Here is a 16,524-nt window from a genome sequence, read left to right on the forward strand (position 1 = left end):
GGGCAGAGAAATTAGCTCCGATGAATACTCAGTCCGGCAAAGGACTGTGTGACAGGCATCATTTCAAGGGTGTTAATGTTGACATGAGCGGGTAAGGACGCCACCCACCATACCGCTTCTGTAACATCTTGCGGGGTCAGGGCGGTGGTATTTTCGTAGGCTTTTTCAGCTTTAGCGTCATCGCCTTTGAAACGTACGTTAGAGAATTCCGTACCGCCAACCAGACCCGGTTCAATGTCGGTAACGCGAATCGCAGTGCCGTGTAAGTCAGTACGTAAATTCAGGCTAAACTGGCGAACAAACGCTTTGGTCGCACCGTAGACGTTCCCGCCAGCGTATGGCCAACTGCCCGCGGTAGAACCGATATTGATAATATGACCGCGGTTGCGCTCAACCATGCCTGGCAGAACGGCACGGGTCATATAAACCAAGCCTTTGTTGTTGGTGTCGATCATATTTTCCCAGTCTTCAACGCTGGCCTTGTGGGCTGGCTCAAGGCCCAGCGCCAGACCCGCGTTGTTGACCAGAACATCAATATCGCGCCATTCAGCGGGTAAGGCGTTCAGCATCTCTTCAATTGATGCACGATTACGTACGTCCAGTTGCGCGGTATAGAGGCGGTCACCCAGCTCATCTTTGAGTTCCTGCAGGCGCTCCTGGCGGCGTCCGGTGGCAATAACTTTATGCCCATTCTCAATAAAACGACGCGTAATGCACTCACCAAAACCTGCGGTTGCTCCGGTTACTAAAACGATCATCTCACTGTTCCTCAACGCTTTTTATGTAGTACTACCATAGCACGTCATTTCCGTTCAGAGCTATTCCTGCTTAACGCGATTGCGGTCGATTACCGGGAAGTCTACTCTGGTAAACAAATCGTTTTCAGGAGTGAAAGATGTCGTTAACGAATCCATTTTTACACCACAGCACATTGCCGTATCAGGCACCGCAGTTTGATCAGATCGACGTGCAGCATTATCGTCCAGCGTTTGATGAAGGCGTGCGGCAAAAACGCGCCGAGATCGACGCTATTGTGCAAAACTCACAGGTTCCTGATTTTGCTAATACGTTGTTGGCGCTTGAACAAAGCGGGGTGCTGCTCACGCGCGTGACCAGCGTTTTCTTCGCGATGACGGCGGCGCACACCAACGATGAACTACAGCGCCTTGACGAAGAGTTTTCCGCAGAGCTGGCGAACCTTGCCAATGATATTTATCTCAATGGCGCGCTTTTCGCCCGTGTCGAAGCCGTCTGGCAGAGGCGTGGTACGTTAAGTCTGGATAGCGAATCAATACGTCTGCTGGAGGTCGTGTATCAGCGTTTTGTACTGGCCGGCGCCCGTCTGAACGAGACCGATAAAGCCAAACTTAAAGCGCTCAATACGGAGTCCGCCACGCTGACCAGCCAGTTCAATCAACGGTTGCTGGCAGCAAACACGTCAGGTGCTATGGTGGTGGATGATATCCGGCATCTGGAGGGGCTCAGCACAGAAGAAATTGCCGTTGCCGCCGAAGCTGCAAGGGCGAAAGGGCTTGAAGCGCGTTGGGTTATCCCGCTATTAAACACAACACAGCAACCGGCGCTTGCGGTTTTACGCGATCGTCAGACCCGCGAAAAACTGTTCACCCGCGCATGGACGCGGGCTGAAAATGATGATGCCAACGACACGCGAGCTATTATTCAGCGACTGGTAGCAATCCGGATGCAGCAGGCGCAACTGCTTGGTTTTGCCAATTACGCAGCCTGGAAAATTGCCGACCAGATGGCAAAAACGCCGGAAGCGGCACTGACATTTATGCGATCTATTGTTCCAGCCGCGCGGGCGAGGGCGTTGGATGAGCAGGCTGAAATCCAGAACGTTATCTTTCAAGAACACGAGTCGTTTAGCGCCGAGGCCTGGGACTGGTCGTTTTATGCCGAGCAGGTCCGTCGTGAGAAATATGACCTTGATGAGGCACAGCTCAAACCTTACTTTGCCCTGGATTCGGTGCTGAACGAGGGCGTTTTCTGGACGGCCAATCAACTCTTTGGCATCAAATTCGTTGAGCGATTCGACATTCCGGTTTATCACCCGGATGTTCGGGTATGGGAAATATTCGATCATGATGGCGTAGGGTTGGCGCTATTTTACGGTGATTTCTTTGCCCGGGAATCAAAAAGCGGCGGAGCCTGGATGGGCAATTTTGTCGAGCAATCGCTGCTTAACGAAACCAGACCGGTTATTTACAACGTCTGTAATTATCAAAAACCTGCGCAGGATCAGCCTGCATTGCTGCTGTGGGATGATGTTATTACGCTATTTCATGAATTTGGACATACATTGCACGGTCTGTTCGCCACTCAGCGTTATGCCACGCTTTCTGGGACCAACACTCCGCGTGATTTTGTCGAGTTTCCTTCACAGATCAACGAACACTGGGCGAGCCATCCTCAGGTCTTTGCCCGTTTTGCCCTACATGTTGATACCGGGGAGCAAATGCCGCAGGCATTGCGGTATAAAATGCAGCGGGCCAGTCTGTTTAACAAAGGTTACGACATGACCGAACTGCTCAGCGCTGCATTGCTGGATATGCGCTGGCACTCTCTGGAGTTGAGCGAGTCATCTCATCCGGTCGATCAATTTGAACAGCAGGCGCTGGCGGCGGAAGGTTTGGATCTCAAGGCCGTGCCGCCGCGTTATCGCAGCAGTTATTTTGCCCATATCTTCGGTGGCGGTTATGCCGCAGGTTATTATGCCTATCTGTGGACGCAAATGCTGGCCGATGACGGCTATCAGTGGTTCGTAGAGCAGGGCGGATTAACCCGTGAAAACGGACAGAAATTCCGCGAAGCAATTTTGTCCCGCGGAAACAGCACTGATTTAACTGAACTTTATCGCCAGTGGAGCGGGCGTGAACCGCGCATGGAACCCATGCTGGAACATCGTGGCTTGAGCGCTTAAGACAGGTCAGCCAGAAAATTGAACCGGGCGTGGTGCCCGGTTGTTAGCTGGATTTTTTCTTCAGCAAAATGAATCGTTGTTGGGTATTGATGCCTTGCATCTCATAGAGACGCTCGGGTAGGGAGTGCTGCTGGTGAAAGGTCGGCATTGTTTTCCTGCTCTTACGTTACTTGACTGGTTTGCTTTGGGAAGGAAGGTAGGTATTGCCGCAGTTGGGGCAGACTAACGTTATGTTGTTTTTTATTCTCGACAGGCTGTGCATTGACTGGCGGCAGCAGTGAGGACAGGTACTTTTCACTGGTCGTAAAGTACGCATCTTAATATCTTTAAGTATCGACATATTGATTGTCCTTGTGATGGGGTGCTTACCATACACTATGAAGCAATAAATAGCTCATTTTATAACCATTGCGATGACATGGATTACTGTACGGTTTGCAAGAATCTCATTAGCGGCCAACATGTCTTATAGAAGGTAGTTACGTTTCGTTTAACGTTCATTGGGGTTGTCGATGATAGATTAGCCAACTATCCGTTATCTTCGCAGGGAATTGCCAGGTAGCGTATAAAAGCAAAACATAAATCTATCCATGCAAGCATTTACCGCTGGTTTATCCGGCGGTTTTTTTTATCTGTACATCAGGGAAAAGGTGCCGGGAGGGGGAATTCAGGTAAAAAAATGGCCCCTTGTGCAGCTACGCAGCAAGGGGCCGGGTCGGTTCAGGACTATCTCCGTTCATCAATCATCCCATCTGTGGCTAAAATACGCGGCCAGGAAACCGGAAAATAAAATAATTCCCAGAACAGCCATAAAAATATTCATATTACCCAGCATAGTAAATGCTCCTTTATTTGTGAGTTTCCTCTCTTACCTTAAGTTCACCTCGCTTATGACTATAGTAGCAATTCAATCTTAAACAAAGGCTGAACTGTGTGATTATTTCGGCGGAAAAGTAAAATTTTGACGTGATTACGTCGGGAAAAATAAATAATAGTGACAAGGCACGGTTATCTGCGAACAAATAACCACGTTTTTATACTGGGGCACACCGTTATGACCGTGTGTGACAGACACAGATTGCTGCACGTTTATAATGCAGAGTTGTCTCATTGTGGTTCAATGTTTCACGCGATTAATCCTTCTGGTGGCAAAAATTAATACTGATTTTTGTGCTTAAAATTCTAATTCATTGATTTTATATGATGTTTTAATATCTGGCATCGTTTTTGCCTTATCACTTCTGAATACCATTAATTTGCACCGTTTTGTCTGCCCGGCTGCACCGGGGCTTTCAACAAGACTAATTTCAGGAGTGAAACTATGCAGCGTCGTACATTTTTAAAAGCTTTTGCGCTTTCCGCCTCTGTTGTCGCAATGGGAATGAGTTTTAGCGTTCAGGCGGCCGACACTATTAAGGTTGGCATCATGCATTCGTTATCCGGCACCATGGCTATTTCCGAAACGCCGCTGAAAGATGTGGCGTTGATGACTATTAATGAAATCAATGCGCAGGGCGGTGTATTGGGCAAAAAGCTGGAACCGGTGGTGGTTGACCCGGCTTCGAACTGGCCATTATTTGCTGAAAAAGCACGTCAGTTACTGAGCCAGGACAAGGTAGCGGCGGTTTTCGGCTGCTGGACATCGGTTTCGCGTAAATCGGTTTTACCGGTATTTGAAGAATTGAACGGTTTGCTGTTTTACCCGGTGCAATATGAAGGTGAGGAGATGTCGCCTAACGTCTTCTATACCGGCGCTGCGCCTAATCAGCAGGCGATCCCGGCGGTTGAGTATCTGATGAGTGAGGACGGCGGCAGCGCTAAGCGCTTCTACCTGCTGGGTACGGACTATGTCTATCCGCGTACGACTAACAAAATTTTACGCGCCTTTTTGCATTCGAAAGGCGTGGCCGATAAAGACCTCGAAGAGGTGTATACCCCATTCGGACACAGCGATTACCAGACCATTGTTGCCAGTATTAAAAAATTCGCCGCAGGGGGAAAAACGGCGGTGGTATCGACCATCAACGGGGATTCTAACGTTCCATTCTATAAAGAGTTAGCGAACCAGGGCCTGAAAGCCACGGATGTACCGGTGGTGGCATTCTCTGTGGGTGAGGAGGAGTTGCGCGGTATCGATACTAAACCGCTGGTGGGCAACCTGGCTGCGTGGAACTACTTTGAGTCTGTAGATAATGCGGCCAACAAGAAGTTCGTCGCGGATTACCGGGCGTATGCCAAAGCGCATAAGCTACCGAATGCTGATTCGGTGGTGACCAACGACCCTATGGAAGCCACTTATGTTGGCCTGCATATGTGGGCGCAGGCAGTAGAAAAAGCCGGAACTACCGATGTGGATAAAGTCCGGGCTGCTATGGCAGGACAATCATTCGCAGCACCATCAGGATTTACCCTGACCATGGATGCGACCAACCATCACCTGCATAAACCCGTCATGATTGGCGAGATTGAAGGCAACGGCCAGTTTAACGTGGTGTGGCAAACCGAAGCGCCGGTTCGCGCCCAGCCGTGGAGTCCGTATATCGCCGGTAATGATAAAAAATCTGAACAGCCCGTTAAAACCGCCAGCAACTGATCTTACGCCCTCCTGCGGGAGGGCACCGCTTTGGAGAATGCTCATGAAAGCCATGCGCTTTATTCGTGGTGTGTTGTTGCTGACGTGGCTTTTGCCGTGGATAGCGCAGGCCGCAGATGCCGATACCTTTACCGCCGCCAACCGGACTCAGCAGGCCGCCTTGCTTGAACAATGGTCGGTAAAACCCGACGTTCAACGCTTGCCGGTGCTCAAAGCGCTGAGTGATGAGAACCTGCTGACAGATAACGCGAAAAACGCGTTCATCATGAACGGCTCGCACGTACAACCGCTAGGAATGGCGGCAGGTCCGAACGGCGAGCTAAAAAAAATCCGCCTGACTAACCGCCTGCGTAATCTGGTTGCCGGAACCTTGGCCGTCCACCAGCTCTTAAGTGACAGTGTCACGCAAAGGGGCGGGGCAGCGCGTACATTACAGCGTGAGGCCCAGCCGGGGATGCTGCCGTTTTTGCAGCAACGACTGGCCCTGGAGCCCGATGCTGGCGTGAAATCTTTACTGGCTATTGCACTGGCAAATCTGCAACTGACCAGTACTTCGCCTGAGATCAGACGTCAGGCAATCGAACTGCTAGGGGCGTCGAACGATCCTGAAACCCAGGCGCGCCTGCAGCCATTCACCCATGCTGAACATGAACCTGATGCCCGCGTTCGTGCTGCCGCTGACGAAAGCCTGAATTCCATCGCGCATCGCATGAAGGTTGGCGATCTTCTTGGACAGGCATTTATGGGATTGTCGTTGGGCTCCATTTTGCTGCTGGCGGCATTGGGTCTGGCGATAACCTACGGCTTACTTGGCGTCATTAATATGGCGCATGGTGAGATGTTAATGCTCGGCGCTTACGGTACCTGGATGGTGCAACAGCTGATGGGCCAGTTTTTCCCGCAATGGTTGGCCTGGTATCCGGTTATTGCGCTTCCGGTCGCCTTTTTGCTTACCGCTGGGGTTGGAATGCTACTCGAGCGCGGAGTGATCCGCCATTTATACGGGCGTCCGCTCGAAACCCTGCTGGCAACGTGGGGGATCAGCCTGATGCTTATCCAGTTGGTGCGTATGTCCTTCGGCGCGCAAAACCTTGAAGTCGCAAATCCGGAATGGCTTTCCGGGGGCATTCAGGTTTATGCCAATCTGATTTTGCCGTGGAACCGAATTGTGGTGCTTGGCTTTGCCATTCTGGTGCTGTTCTTCACCTGGCTGTTGTTGAATAAAACCCGTCTCGGACTGCGCGTACGTGCGGTGACGCAAAATCGCAATATGGCGGCCTGCTGCGGCGTACCTACCGGACGAGTGGATATGCTGGCCTTTGGTCTTGGTTCAGGGATTGCCGGACTGGGGGGCGTAGCGCTCTCGCAGTTAGGCAACGTAGGACCGGAGCTGGGGCAAAGCTACATTATCGATTCGTTTCTGGTGGTGGTGCTGGGCGGCGTGGGACAACTCGCGGGGAGTGTAGCCGCTGCGTTTGGGCTTGGGATTTTCAACAAAATTCTTGAGCCTCAGGTGGGAGCTGTTCTCGGTAAGATTATGATTCTGGTGCTGATTATTTTGTTTATTCAGAAACGTCCTCAGGGGCTGTTCGCGTTGAAAGGGAGGGTTATTGCCTGATGACGATGCCAATGACATTAACGCTGGCGCGTAAAGCGCCACGCGCGACACGCGTCCTGGGGCTGGGTTTACTGCTGGCGCTGATTATTCTGCCGTTTCTGGCGCTGTTACCTGCGGATCATCCGCTGGCCATATCGGTGTGGACATTGACTCTGGCCGGGAAGATTCTCTGCTATGCCATTGTGGCGGTGGCACTGGATCTGGTGTGGGGCTATGCGGGAATGCTCTCGCTGGGCCACGGTATTTTCTTTGCGCTGGGGGGATATGCGATGGGAATGTACCTGATGCGCCAGGCTTCCGGCGAAGGATTACCTGCCTTTATGTCGTTTCTGTCGTGGACCGAGCTGCCCTGGTTTTGGTGGGGAACGCAACATTTTATCTGGGCGATGTTGTTGGTTGTGTTGGTGCCGGGCCTGCTGGCGCTGGTATTTGGCTGGTTTGCCTTCCGTTCAAAAATCAAAGGGGTTTATTTCTCCATCATGACCCAGGCCCTGACTTTCGCCGGAATGTTACTGTTTTTCCGCAACGAAACCGGCTTTGGGGGAAATAACGGTTTTACCGGCTTTACCACCATTCTGGGATTTCCGGTGACCGCGACCTCAACCCGTATCGCGCTGTTTCTGGCGACGGTCATGCTGCTGGTGCTGGCAATATGGCTGGGACTGGCGCTGGCCCGCAGTAAGTTTGGTCGAATTCTCACTGCCGTGCGCGACGCCGAGAACCGTCTGATGTTCTGTGGTTACGATCCGAAAGGTTTCAAGCTGCTGGTGTGGACGCTTTCCGCCGTGCTGTGCGGCCTGGCGGGGGCGTTGTATGTTCCGCAGGTGGGAATCATTAACCCCAGCGAAATGTCGCCGACCAACTCGATAGAAGCGGCGATTTGGGTTGCCCTCGGCGGGCGTGGAACCCTGATTGGCCCGGTATTTGGCGCCGTACTGGTGAACGGCGCTAAAAGCCTGTTTACCGTCATTATGCCGGAATACTGGCAACTGTTTCTTGGCCTGATCTTTATTGGCGTTACGCTGTTTTTACCTCGTGGTGTGATGGGTCTGTTTCGCAAGGGAGACAAATAATGCAGCCAGATGAAGGGCTTTTTACTCGCCAGATGCCAGGCGATCGGTTTCGCAACCAAACGGACCCGGTGCTCCAGTTGGAAAAAATTAACGTTAACTTCGATGGCTTCCAGGCGTTAACGGATCTCACGCTCAATATTGGCGTTGGGGAGCTGCGTTGCATCATTGGTCCCAATGGTGCCGGAAAAACGACGCTAATGGATGTTATTACCGGCAAAACCAGGCCGCAAAGTGGTCGGGCGATATACGATCAGTCGACCGATTTAACAACGCTGGACCCCATCGCCATTGCACGTCAGGGTATTGGGCGGAAGTTTCAGAAACCCACGGTGTTTGAAGCGTTAACGGTGGAGGAAAATCTGGAGCTGGCGCTGAAAAGCGATAAATCTGTCTGGGGCTCTTTACGGGCGCGCCTCACCGGCGAACAACGGGATCGTATAGATGAAATACTGGCGCTGTTGCGGCTGGGCAACGAGCGGGCCCGCTGCGCCGGGCTGCTTTCTCACGGGCAAAAACAGTTTCTCGAAATTGGCATGCTGTTGGTACAGGAGCCGCATTTACTGCTGCTGGATGAACCCGCGGCGGGCATGACGGATGCGGAGACGGAATACACTGCGGAACTGTTTCGTAAGCTTGCCGGGAAGCACTCGCTGATGGTTGTTGAGCACGATATGGGATTTGTCGAAACCATTGCCGATCGCGTCACGGTCTTACACCAGGGACGCGTTCTGGCTCAGGGAAGTCTGCGCGAAGTGCAGGCCAACGAGCAGGTTATTGAAGTTTATCTCGGGCGTTAAGGAGCACAGATGCTGCAGGTGAAAGAACTGAATCAATACTATGGTGGCAGCCATATTCTGCGAGGTGTGAACTTTGAGGCGCGTATCGGCGAGGTGACATGTCTGCTGGGGCGTAACGGCGTGGGGAAAACGACACTTCTTAAGTGCCTGATGGGGCTTATTCCTGCCCGCAGCGGGAGTGTGCTCTGGCAGGAGAAAAATGTCACTCACTGGAAGCCGCATCAGCGGGTCAGGGCCGGTGTGGCGTATGTACCACAGGGTCGCGATATTTTCCCGCGACTGACGGTAGAAGAGAACCTGCTGCTCGGCCTTTCCCGTTTTTCAGCACAGGAGGCCAGACGTGTGCCGGATGATATCTATGCGCTCTTTCCGGTTCTACAGGAGATGAAACATCGGCGGGGCGGAGATTTGTCCGGCGGGCAACAGCAGCAACTGGCGATTGGGCGAGCGCTGGCCAGTCGCCCGCAGTTGTTGATCCTCGATGAGCCCACGGAGGGGATCCAGCCGTCGGTGATTAAAGAAATTGGGCAGGTGATTTCTCAACTGGCGCACCGGGGTGACATGGCCATTTTGCTGGTGGAACAGTTCTATGATTTTGCGCAGCAACTGGCCGACAAATACTTACTCATGTCGCGAGGCAGCATTATTCAAAGCGGTGACGGTAAAAATATGGAGTCCGACGGCGTTCGAGGGCTGGTCGCCATTTGAGATTCGCGACAGAGCGGCTTTGGCTCTGTCGCGATCATCATTAGCAGACCGCCGTCTGGCCCCAGGGTTTGGCGCGCATGCCTTTTATCATTAGCGCCCAGGCAAGAACGATCGCCACCATCAGCGCCACAAACAGCGACCACGGCGGCAATGTGGTTAAAATGACGCCGCTGACTAATGGGTTTACCGCTGCGCCCAACCAGCCTAACGACTGGGCGGAAAAATAGCTGGCTTTCATTCCTGCAGGCGCGATGTTGTCGATGAGCATGTATTCACCCGGTGCGTAAATGACTTCGCCGATAGTGAAAAAGGCCGCAGAAATGCCCCATAACACCAGGTTGTTGCCGGAGAAGGTGAAGCCAACCAGACCGACCACAAAGAACAGCGTGCCTACAGTCATTAGCGGGCGGATATTGGTGGCGGTGAGCCTGCGCCCGAGGGCATATTGCAGTGATACCACAATGGCGGCGTTAACAGGCAGGACGACTGCCACCACTTTCTCGGCAAAATCGCCGTCTGCAACCACCATAACGTATTGCGAAATACAGGACGCAAAGGCACCACCAACGAATGACGCCAAAAATGCTGACAGCGTAAACCAGAATAATGCTCTGTCGCGCAGCAGTACCGAGGGGGACCAAACTGCCGCGTTCAAACCTTCTGATGCTGCTGGTGAACGTTTTACCCAGGTCTGGATAAATACCAGAGGGAGTGCTGAACATGCAGCAGCGAGCCAGAACGGCAGGTTAATGCTTTGCATCACCAGTAGCGTACCCAGCGGTGGGCCTACGGTCCAGCCGATGTTCAGCACGGTATAGTTAAGCGAGAAAATTTTAGTCTTGTTGGTCGCCGAGAGATTATCGGCAAACCAGGCTTTCAGCACCGTGGCGAAGACGGAGTAGGCGCAGTTGATCAGGGCAAAGAGCAAAACCACTACCACTACGTTATGCACCAGTGGAATAGCAATAAAGCCAGAGGCAAAGCCGCAGATAGCCAGCAGCATATAGCGTTTTTTATCAAACTTGTCGGCCAGAATACCAAAGCCAAGGCTGAACACGACGCCAATGGTCAGTGCGACCGTCATCGCATAACCGATCAGGTCGACGCTCAGATTGTACTGTCGGCTGAGGTAGATCGTCATAAAGGGCAGCGTGGCGCCACGCCCAATCGTTAATAACAATGATGACGCGAGTAACGCGAGAGTGGACCTTCTCAGAGAGATATTCATTTTCCTGCCCGACAATGCATGTTGTTATGTTTTTTTTAGATATCAGAAACAAATAGCATGCTAAAAGTGTGATGTACACTCAATAAGTTGTCCGAAAATGCCCTGTGTGGCCTACCTGAATTAATGATCTGTTACGGCACAACGATTTCCGTTACTTTAATTTGTTTACAAAAATTTAATATTCGCAGGGGCGGTGGTATGTCGCGTAAAGACGGGTTATTAGCGTTACTGGTCGTTGTGGTTTGGGGGCTGAACTTTGTCGTCATCAAAGTGGGGCTCCACAATATGCCACCGTTAATGCTGGCAGGGTTGCGTTTTTTACTGGTGGCATTTCCGGCGATTTTTTTTGTTGCCCGGCCGAAAATTCCGCTTTCACTGCTGCTCGGCTATGGGCTGACCATCAGTTTTGGGCAGTTTGCGTTTCTCTTTAGCGCCATCAAATTCGGTATGCCTGCCGGGTTAGCTTCTTTGGTATTACAGGCTCAGGCGTTTTTCACCATCATTCTGGGGGCATTCGCCTTTGGTGAACGTCTGCAAGGTAAACAACGGGTAGGAATTGCGCTGGCCATATTTGGCGTGCTGGTGCTGATTGAGGCCAGTCTGAACGGACAGCATGTTGGCATGCTCGGTTTTATGCTGACGCTGGCGGCGGCGCTAAGCTGGGCCAGCGGTAATATCTTTAATAAAAAAATCATGCAGCATACGTCACGCCCGGCGGTGATGTCGTTGGTGGTATGGAGTGCGTTGATTCCTGTTGTCCCATTCTTCCTCGCCTCAATACTTCTCGATGGCCCAACGCAAATTATCCAAAGTCTGGTGACGATAGATATGACCACCATTCTGTCACTGGTTTATCTGGCGTTTGTGGCGACCATTGTGGGTTATGGCATCTGGGGATCTTTACTCGGGCGTTATGAAACCTGGCGTGTCGCGCCGTTGTCGCTGTTGGTGCCGGTTGTTGGACTGGCGAGCGCGGCCGTGCTGCTGGATGAAACGCTTACCGGATTACAACTGCTCGGTGCGCTGCTGATCATGGCAGGATTGTACATTAATGTGTTTGGCTTTCGGTTGCGTAAGACTGCGCAGGCGAGAGGGTAAAAAAAAGCCCCGCAGTGACGGGGCAAAAAAATTACAGGTTGCGCATATTGTAATAAGGCACACCTAATTCGTCGGATTTGTCGCTGCCTGCACCCATATGATTAAAATCGAACGGGGACCGATCGTGCGCAGGCGGCATAATCATCGCGTCACGACTGTTTTGTGTGGCAGGCTGCGCGGTCTGTTCCGCCATGCTCTGGCCCGAAACAACATACAGCAGGGCCAGCATCGCATAAGACAGAAGTTTCATGATTTCCTCGGTTACGTCGTTAACTGGCGATTAGCAATTACATTGATTGAGTGGCAGCAAATAGCGTGATTCGCCGTGCATATTCGTCATACGGTATTTATGCGGCGGAACATCAAAATAGTTTTTGAATGTCCGGGTCAGCGTTTGCTGGGACTCAAAGCCGTAACGCTCCGCCAGATAAAGGATCGGCTCGTTACTCTCTTTTAATTTTTGCGCTATTTCAGTCATTTTACGGCTACGGATGTATTGACCCAGTGAATGACCGGTTTCTTTTTTAAACATCCGTTGCAGGTGCCATTTGGAGTAACCTGAACGCTCTGACACCTTTTCCAGCGAGAGCGGCGATTCAAGGTTATTTTCGATCCAGTCCAAAATGCTATGAATAGTGATTGTGTCAGTATTGCGTCTGGACATCGTCATACCTCTTTCTGTTTACGGCAGGATTTTCTTAAGCAAATGCTCAAGCGTGGTCACTTCATCCGCCGTTAAGTTTTTTGTTAGTTCCTGGTGCAGGTCTTGCCCTACTAATTGATGACACTGCTCGCAAATTGCCGCGCCATGCTCGGTGAGTTTCACCAGCACGCCTCGCTTGTCATGTGGATTCGGAAGCCTTTCTATCCAGCCTTTACAGGCCAGCCTGTCCAGCATCCGCGTCAGGGCGCCGAGATCGACAGACAGCACTTTTTTCAATTCGACAGGGGTAATACACACCGCGCAACGGATGGAGCAGAGCACCTTGAACTGCGATGCCGTGATATCCAGCGGTGACAGATAGTCGTTTAGCAAACGATCTTTTTTCTGATTAACCATGTAGATCAAACGACCCAGTGGGATGATTTCGTTAAACAGATCACTGGTGCTTTTCACAATGGTTGCCCTGGCAAGTAGTTAGTCACGGCTGATATTATTGCTTAGGCAAATATAAGTCAAATGAATGGGTCAGCAAATGCCACGTTTTGCTAAATCATCAGACTCAATTTCTGGCGAGTGGAATTTTAACGGTTTGAAAATTATGGTTTATACGTGCGGGTGAAAAATGAATCCTTACACCGCGAAAATGGCTTATCTCCCGGATTTCACCGTATACTTGCCGTTGACGATTAACGCACAGGAAAGATGACATTATGATGGACTTGTTTAAAGCAATAGGACTGGGGCTGGTAGTCCTGTTACCGTTGGCAAACCCGTTAACCACCGTGGCGTTGTTCCTCGGCCTTGCCGGCAACATGAACAGCGCAGAGCGTAACCGTCAGTCACTCATGGCGTCCGTTTACGTGTTTGCCATCATGATGGTGGCGTATTATGCCGGACAATTGGTGATGAATACCTTTGGGATTTCGATTCCCGGGTTACGTATCGCGGGTGGGTTAATCGTTGCGTTTATTGGCTTTCGAATGTTGTTTCCACAGCAGAAGGCACATGACTCTCCGGAAGCGAGAAGCAAATCAGAAGAACTGGAAGATGAACCGACGGCGAATATTGCATTTGTTCCGCTGGCTATGCCAAGCACCGCGGGTCCGGGTACGATTGCAATGATCATCAGCTCGGCGTCCACCGTGCGTCATGGGGCTGAGTTTCCGGACTGGGTGATAATGGTCGCACCGCCGATTATTTTTGCCGTGGTCGGGGTTATCCTGTGGGGTTGTTTGCGCAGTTCTGGCGGAATTATGCGCCTGGTCGGCAAAGGCGGTATTGAGGCGATCTCCCGTCTGATGGGCTTCCTGCTGGTATGTATGGGCGTGCAGTTTATTATTAACGGCGTGCTGGAAATCATTAAAACTTACGCTTAAAACAACGTGCCCGGTATTGTCTACCGGGCACGCTTTTATGAATGCTGAGGCTGCTCTTCCAGTGATACTGGCCATTTACGGAAGATAATCACCGACCATATGAACGCCACAACCGCAGGCACTGCACCTACGTAACCAATCGTAGACATTGACCAGTGCAGACTCACCTGATTTCCCACCAGCGCGCCAGCGCCTATCCCGATATTAAAGATACCAGAGAAAAGGGCCATTGCGACGTCGGTGGCATCCGGGGCCAGCGCCAGCACTTTCACCTGCATACCCAGGCCTATCAACATAATGGCGATGCCCCAGAATATACTCAGGACGGCCAGATGCATTTCGCTGTCCGCTGCGGGCAGTAACAGCACCAGGCACACCGTCAGCAGAGCAATGGCGCTACTAATCAATACGGAAGCATGTTGATTACCCAGCTTGCCAAAAATGACGCTACCGACAATCCCCGCGCCACCCAGAACCAGCAGCAGCACGGTGGCAAAGTTTGCGCTCAGTCCGGCGACGGTCTGTACAAACGGTTCGATATAGCTGTAGGCCGTGTAATGCGCGGTGACCACAATCACCGTCAGCAGATACAGGCTCATCAATGCCGGACGGCGGAATAAAACCGGCAGGCTTTTTAATGAACCGGAATGCTCACTGGGTAATTTTGGCAGGAGCTTAATCAAGCAAAGTAGGGTAACTAACGCCCCCATACCGATGGCGAAGAAGGTGGTACGCCAGCCAAAATACTGACCAACGATGCGCCCGATAGGCAGGCCCAACACCATCGCCAGCGCGGTGCCGGTCGCAATCAGGCTGAGAGCCTGCGCGCGTTTCCCGGCAGGAGCCAGGCGAATCGCCAGCGATGCGGTGATCGACCAGAAAATAGCGTGGGCAAAAGCAATACCAATACGACTGATCACCAGCACGGTAAAATTCCATGCCAGGAAAGAGAGAACGTGGCTGGCGATAAAAACGACAAACAGGCAGATCAGAAGTTTGCGGCGTTCTACCTGGCTGGTAAGCAGCATGAAAGGCAGCGACATCAGGGCGACAACCCAGGCGTAGATCGTCAGCATGATCCCGACCTGAGCGGTCTGCATATTAAAACTTTGTGCGATGTCGGATAACAAACCGACAGGGACAAACTCGGTGGTATTGAAAATAAAACCGGCAATGGCAAGCGTAACTACCCGAAGCCACGCGACCTTGCGGGAAACAGTGTCTGTTGTCATATCAATTAGGTGGATTAGCTGCGAAAAGGTAAGGCCACGATCTTAAAACTTTTGCTGGCTAAAATACAATCATTTCGTGATGAAGATCTCATTTCATTGACTGGGTGGCAAAATTGAGTGCCGAACATTCCGCATAATTTTAACTGTTTCATTATTAATGAAATTCCGGGCGTGAGAATTCACCCGGAACGCTATTTATGGCGTTGTTTGAGAATCGCGAATTATTCCGTGCTTTTCGACAACTGAGGGTTCAATACCTCAATAAACGCTTCCAGTTGCCTCGTCATTGCGCCTCTGCGCCAGACCAGCCACGTATTCAGCCAGCGCCAGTTTTCGCTTAGCGGCCAGGCGTGGACCTGATGGTGTCCTGGCATGCTCTCCAGCATCGAACGCGGGATCAGCGCGATACCCGCACCGGCAATGACGCAAGCCAGCATGCCGTGATACGACTCCATTTCATGAATGGTGCCAGGCATTGCGCGATCGGCATGAAACCAGCTTTCAAAATGGCGACGATAGGAACAGTTGGCGCGAAAGGCGTAAATGCTGCAACCGTTAACGTCGCTGGCCCGCTGGATAGGGGGATGACCGTGCGGAGTGACTATCATCATCTCTTCACGGTAGACCGGCATTCCGTCAAGACCTGGATGAGTAATTGGGCCGTCGACAAAGGCGGCGTTCAGCGTCCCGTCGAGCACGCCGTCCAGCATCGTGCCTGAAGGACCTGTCGCCAGCGCAAACTGAATTTTGGGGTAACGCTGATTGTATTCAGCCAGCGTGGCAGGGATCCGCACAGCGGCAGTACTCTCGAGCGAGCCAAGAGAGAACAACCCCTGCGGTTCATCGCCGGCGACGACCATTCTCGCCTCGTCAACCAGGGCGAGGATCCGCTGGCTGTAGCGTAAAAAATTGTGCCCGGACGGGGAAAGCCGCAAACGCTGATTTTCACGAATAAACAGATCGACGCCAAGGTCGGCTTCAAGCTGGCGAATACGGGTGGTGAGATTGGATGGCACGCGATGCACCTTCGCGGCGGCCTGCGTAATACTGCCTGTCTCCGCGACGGCGTTGAACATTTCCAGTTGCGTCAGATCCATAATGTTCTCTGTTCGTGAATGGTGTGGTTAATATTATTCATTTTTCAGAAAGAGTAAATATGCGCATGATATGACCATACCCTGCGATAAAGAGAGGCA

17 protein-coding genes are annotated in these 16,524 nt (G+C 51.8%); 8 read left to right on the top strand and 9 right to left on the bottom strand.

Annotation, left to right across the window (positions count from 1 at the left end; all coding sequences use genetic code 11):
- Positions 1–11 precede the first annotated feature (11 nt).
- A complete protein-coding gene (ydfG, locus tag OGV65_RS08960) occupies positions 12–758 on the bottom strand; it encodes a bifunctional NADP-dependent 3-hydroxy acid dehydrogenase/3-hydroxypropionate dehydrogenase YdfG (protein ID WP_016153061.1) in 747 nt (248 codons plus the stop codon).
- A 137-nt stretch (positions 759–895) separates the two neighbouring features.
- Between ydfG and dcp the strand changes: the two genes are divergently transcribed.
- A complete protein-coding gene (gene dcp, locus OGV65_RS08965; protein WP_286454866.1) occupies positions 896–2,941 on the top strand; it encodes a peptidyl-dipeptidase Dcp in 2,046 nt (681 codons plus the stop codon).
- 166 nt (positions 2,942–3,107) lie between these two features.
- Here dcp and OGV65_RS25420 read toward each other — a convergent pair whose 3' ends face one another.
- Complete coding sequence (locus OGV65_RS25420) at positions 3,108–3,281, bottom strand: YnfU family zinc-binding protein (RefSeq protein ID WP_213083734.1); 174 nt, start codon at positions 3,279–3,281, stop codon at positions 3,108–3,110.
- 399 nt (positions 3,282–3,680) lie between these two features.
- Positions 3,681–3,776, bottom strand: a complete 96-nt coding sequence (mgtS, locus tag OGV65_RS08970) for a protein MgtS (RefSeq protein WP_003032406.1) — start codon at positions 3,774–3,776, stop codon at positions 3,681–3,683.
- Positions 3,777–4,262: 486 nt separating this feature from the next.
- On the opposite strand from mgtS, the gene urtA reads away from it, so the two are divergent.
- From urtA to urtE, 5 genes are read left to right on the top strand one after another with little or no spacing between them, the layout of a single operon-like run.
- Positions 4,263–5,534, top strand: coding sequence for an urea ABC transporter substrate-binding protein (gene urtA / locus OGV65_RS08975; protein WP_286454868.1), 1,272 nt, complete (start codon positions 4,263–4,265; stop codon positions 5,532–5,534).
- A gap of 43 nt (positions 5,535–5,577) precedes the next feature.
- Positions 5,578–7,152, top strand: coding sequence for an urea ABC transporter permease subunit UrtB (gene urtB / locus OGV65_RS08980; protein WP_286454869.1), 1,575 nt, complete (start codon positions 5,578–5,580; stop codon positions 7,150–7,152).
- A complete protein-coding gene (gene urtC / locus OGV65_RS08985; RefSeq protein ID WP_016153066.1) occupies positions 7,152–8,225 on the top strand; it encodes an urea ABC transporter permease subunit UrtC in 1,074 nt (357 codons plus the stop codon). Before urtB ends, urtC begins: the two co-directional genes overlap by 1 nt.
- Positions 8,225–9,022, top strand: a complete 798-nt coding sequence (urtD, locus tag OGV65_RS08990) for an urea ABC transporter ATP-binding protein UrtD (RefSeq protein ID WP_103766290.1) — start codon at positions 8,225–8,227, stop codon at positions 9,020–9,022. Before urtC ends, urtD begins: the two co-directional genes overlap by 1 nt.
- Positions 9,023–9,031: 9 nt before the next feature.
- Entirely contained in the window at positions 9,032–9,730 is a 699-nt protein-coding gene (gene urtE / locus OGV65_RS08995) for an urea ABC transporter ATP-binding subunit UrtE (RefSeq protein WP_279265792.1), read from the top strand.
- A 40-nt stretch (positions 9,731–9,770) separates the two neighbouring features.
- On the opposite strand, the gene ydeE is transcribed toward urtE, so the two are convergent.
- Positions 9,771–10,958: an efflux MFS transporter YdeE gene (gene ydeE, locus OGV65_RS09000; protein WP_047359042.1), complete on the bottom strand. Its 1,188-nt coding sequence runs from the start codon at positions 10,956–10,958 to the stop codon at positions 9,771–9,773.
- Positions 10,959–11,156: 198 nt separating this feature from the next.
- On the opposite strand from ydeE, the gene eamA reads away from it, so the two are divergent.
- A complete protein-coding gene (gene eamA, locus OGV65_RS09005; protein ID WP_019076776.1) occupies positions 11,157–12,056 on the top strand; it encodes an O-acetylserine/cysteine exporter in 900 nt (299 codons plus the stop codon).
- 31 nt (positions 12,057–12,087) lie between these two features.
- On the opposite strand, the gene marB is transcribed toward eamA, so the two are convergent.
- From marB to marR, 3 genes are read right to left on the bottom strand one after another with little or no spacing between them, the layout of a single operon-like run.
- Positions 12,088–12,306 (bottom strand): multiple antibiotic resistance protein MarB, encoded by a 219-nt coding sequence (gene marB / locus OGV65_RS09010; protein ID WP_016153071.1) that lies wholly within the window; start codon positions 12,304–12,306, stop codon positions 12,088–12,090.
- A gap of 30 nt (positions 12,307–12,336) precedes the next feature.
- On the bottom strand, positions 12,337–12,720 hold the full coding sequence (gene marA / locus OGV65_RS09015; RefSeq protein WP_003032424.1) for an MDR efflux pump AcrAB transcriptional activator MarA: 384 nt from the start codon (positions 12,718–12,720) through the stop codon (positions 12,337–12,339).
- Positions 12,721–12,738: 18 nt separating this feature from the next.
- Complete coding sequence (gene marR / locus OGV65_RS09020) at positions 12,739–13,173, bottom strand: multiple antibiotic resistance transcriptional regulator MarR (protein ID WP_016156485.1); 435 nt, start codon at positions 13,171–13,173, stop codon at positions 12,739–12,741.
- Between the two features lie 257 nt (positions 13,174–13,430).
- On the opposite strand from marR, the gene OGV65_RS09025 reads away from it, so the two are divergent.
- Positions 13,431–14,096 carry a MarC family NAAT transporter gene (locus tag OGV65_RS09025; RefSeq protein WP_016153073.1) on the top strand — a complete coding sequence of 222 codons (666 nt, stop codon included), beginning with the start codon at positions 13,431–13,433 and terminating at the stop codon, positions 14,094–14,096.
- 35 nt (positions 14,097–14,131) lie between these two features.
- Here the strand turns inward: OGV65_RS09025 and OGV65_RS09030 are convergent, their stop codons facing one another.
- Together OGV65_RS09030 and ptrR are read right to left on the bottom strand one after the other, a co-directional pair.
- Entirely contained in the window at positions 14,132–15,328 is a 1,197-nt protein-coding gene (locus OGV65_RS09030) for a sugar transporter (protein WP_019076778.1), read from the bottom strand.
- 221 nt (positions 15,329–15,549) lie between these two features.
- Positions 15,550–16,425, bottom strand: a complete 876-nt coding sequence (gene ptrR / locus OGV65_RS09035; RefSeq protein ID WP_065554453.1) for a putrescine utilization regulator PtrR — start codon at positions 16,423–16,425, stop codon at positions 15,550–15,552.
- Between the last annotated feature and the right edge of the window lie 99 nt (positions 16,426–16,524).

This window comes from Citrobacter sp. Cb004, from assembly GCF_030337065.1.
Taxonomy (GTDB): domain Bacteria; phylum Pseudomonadota; class Gammaproteobacteria; order Enterobacterales; family Enterobacteriaceae; genus Citrobacter; species Citrobacter braakii.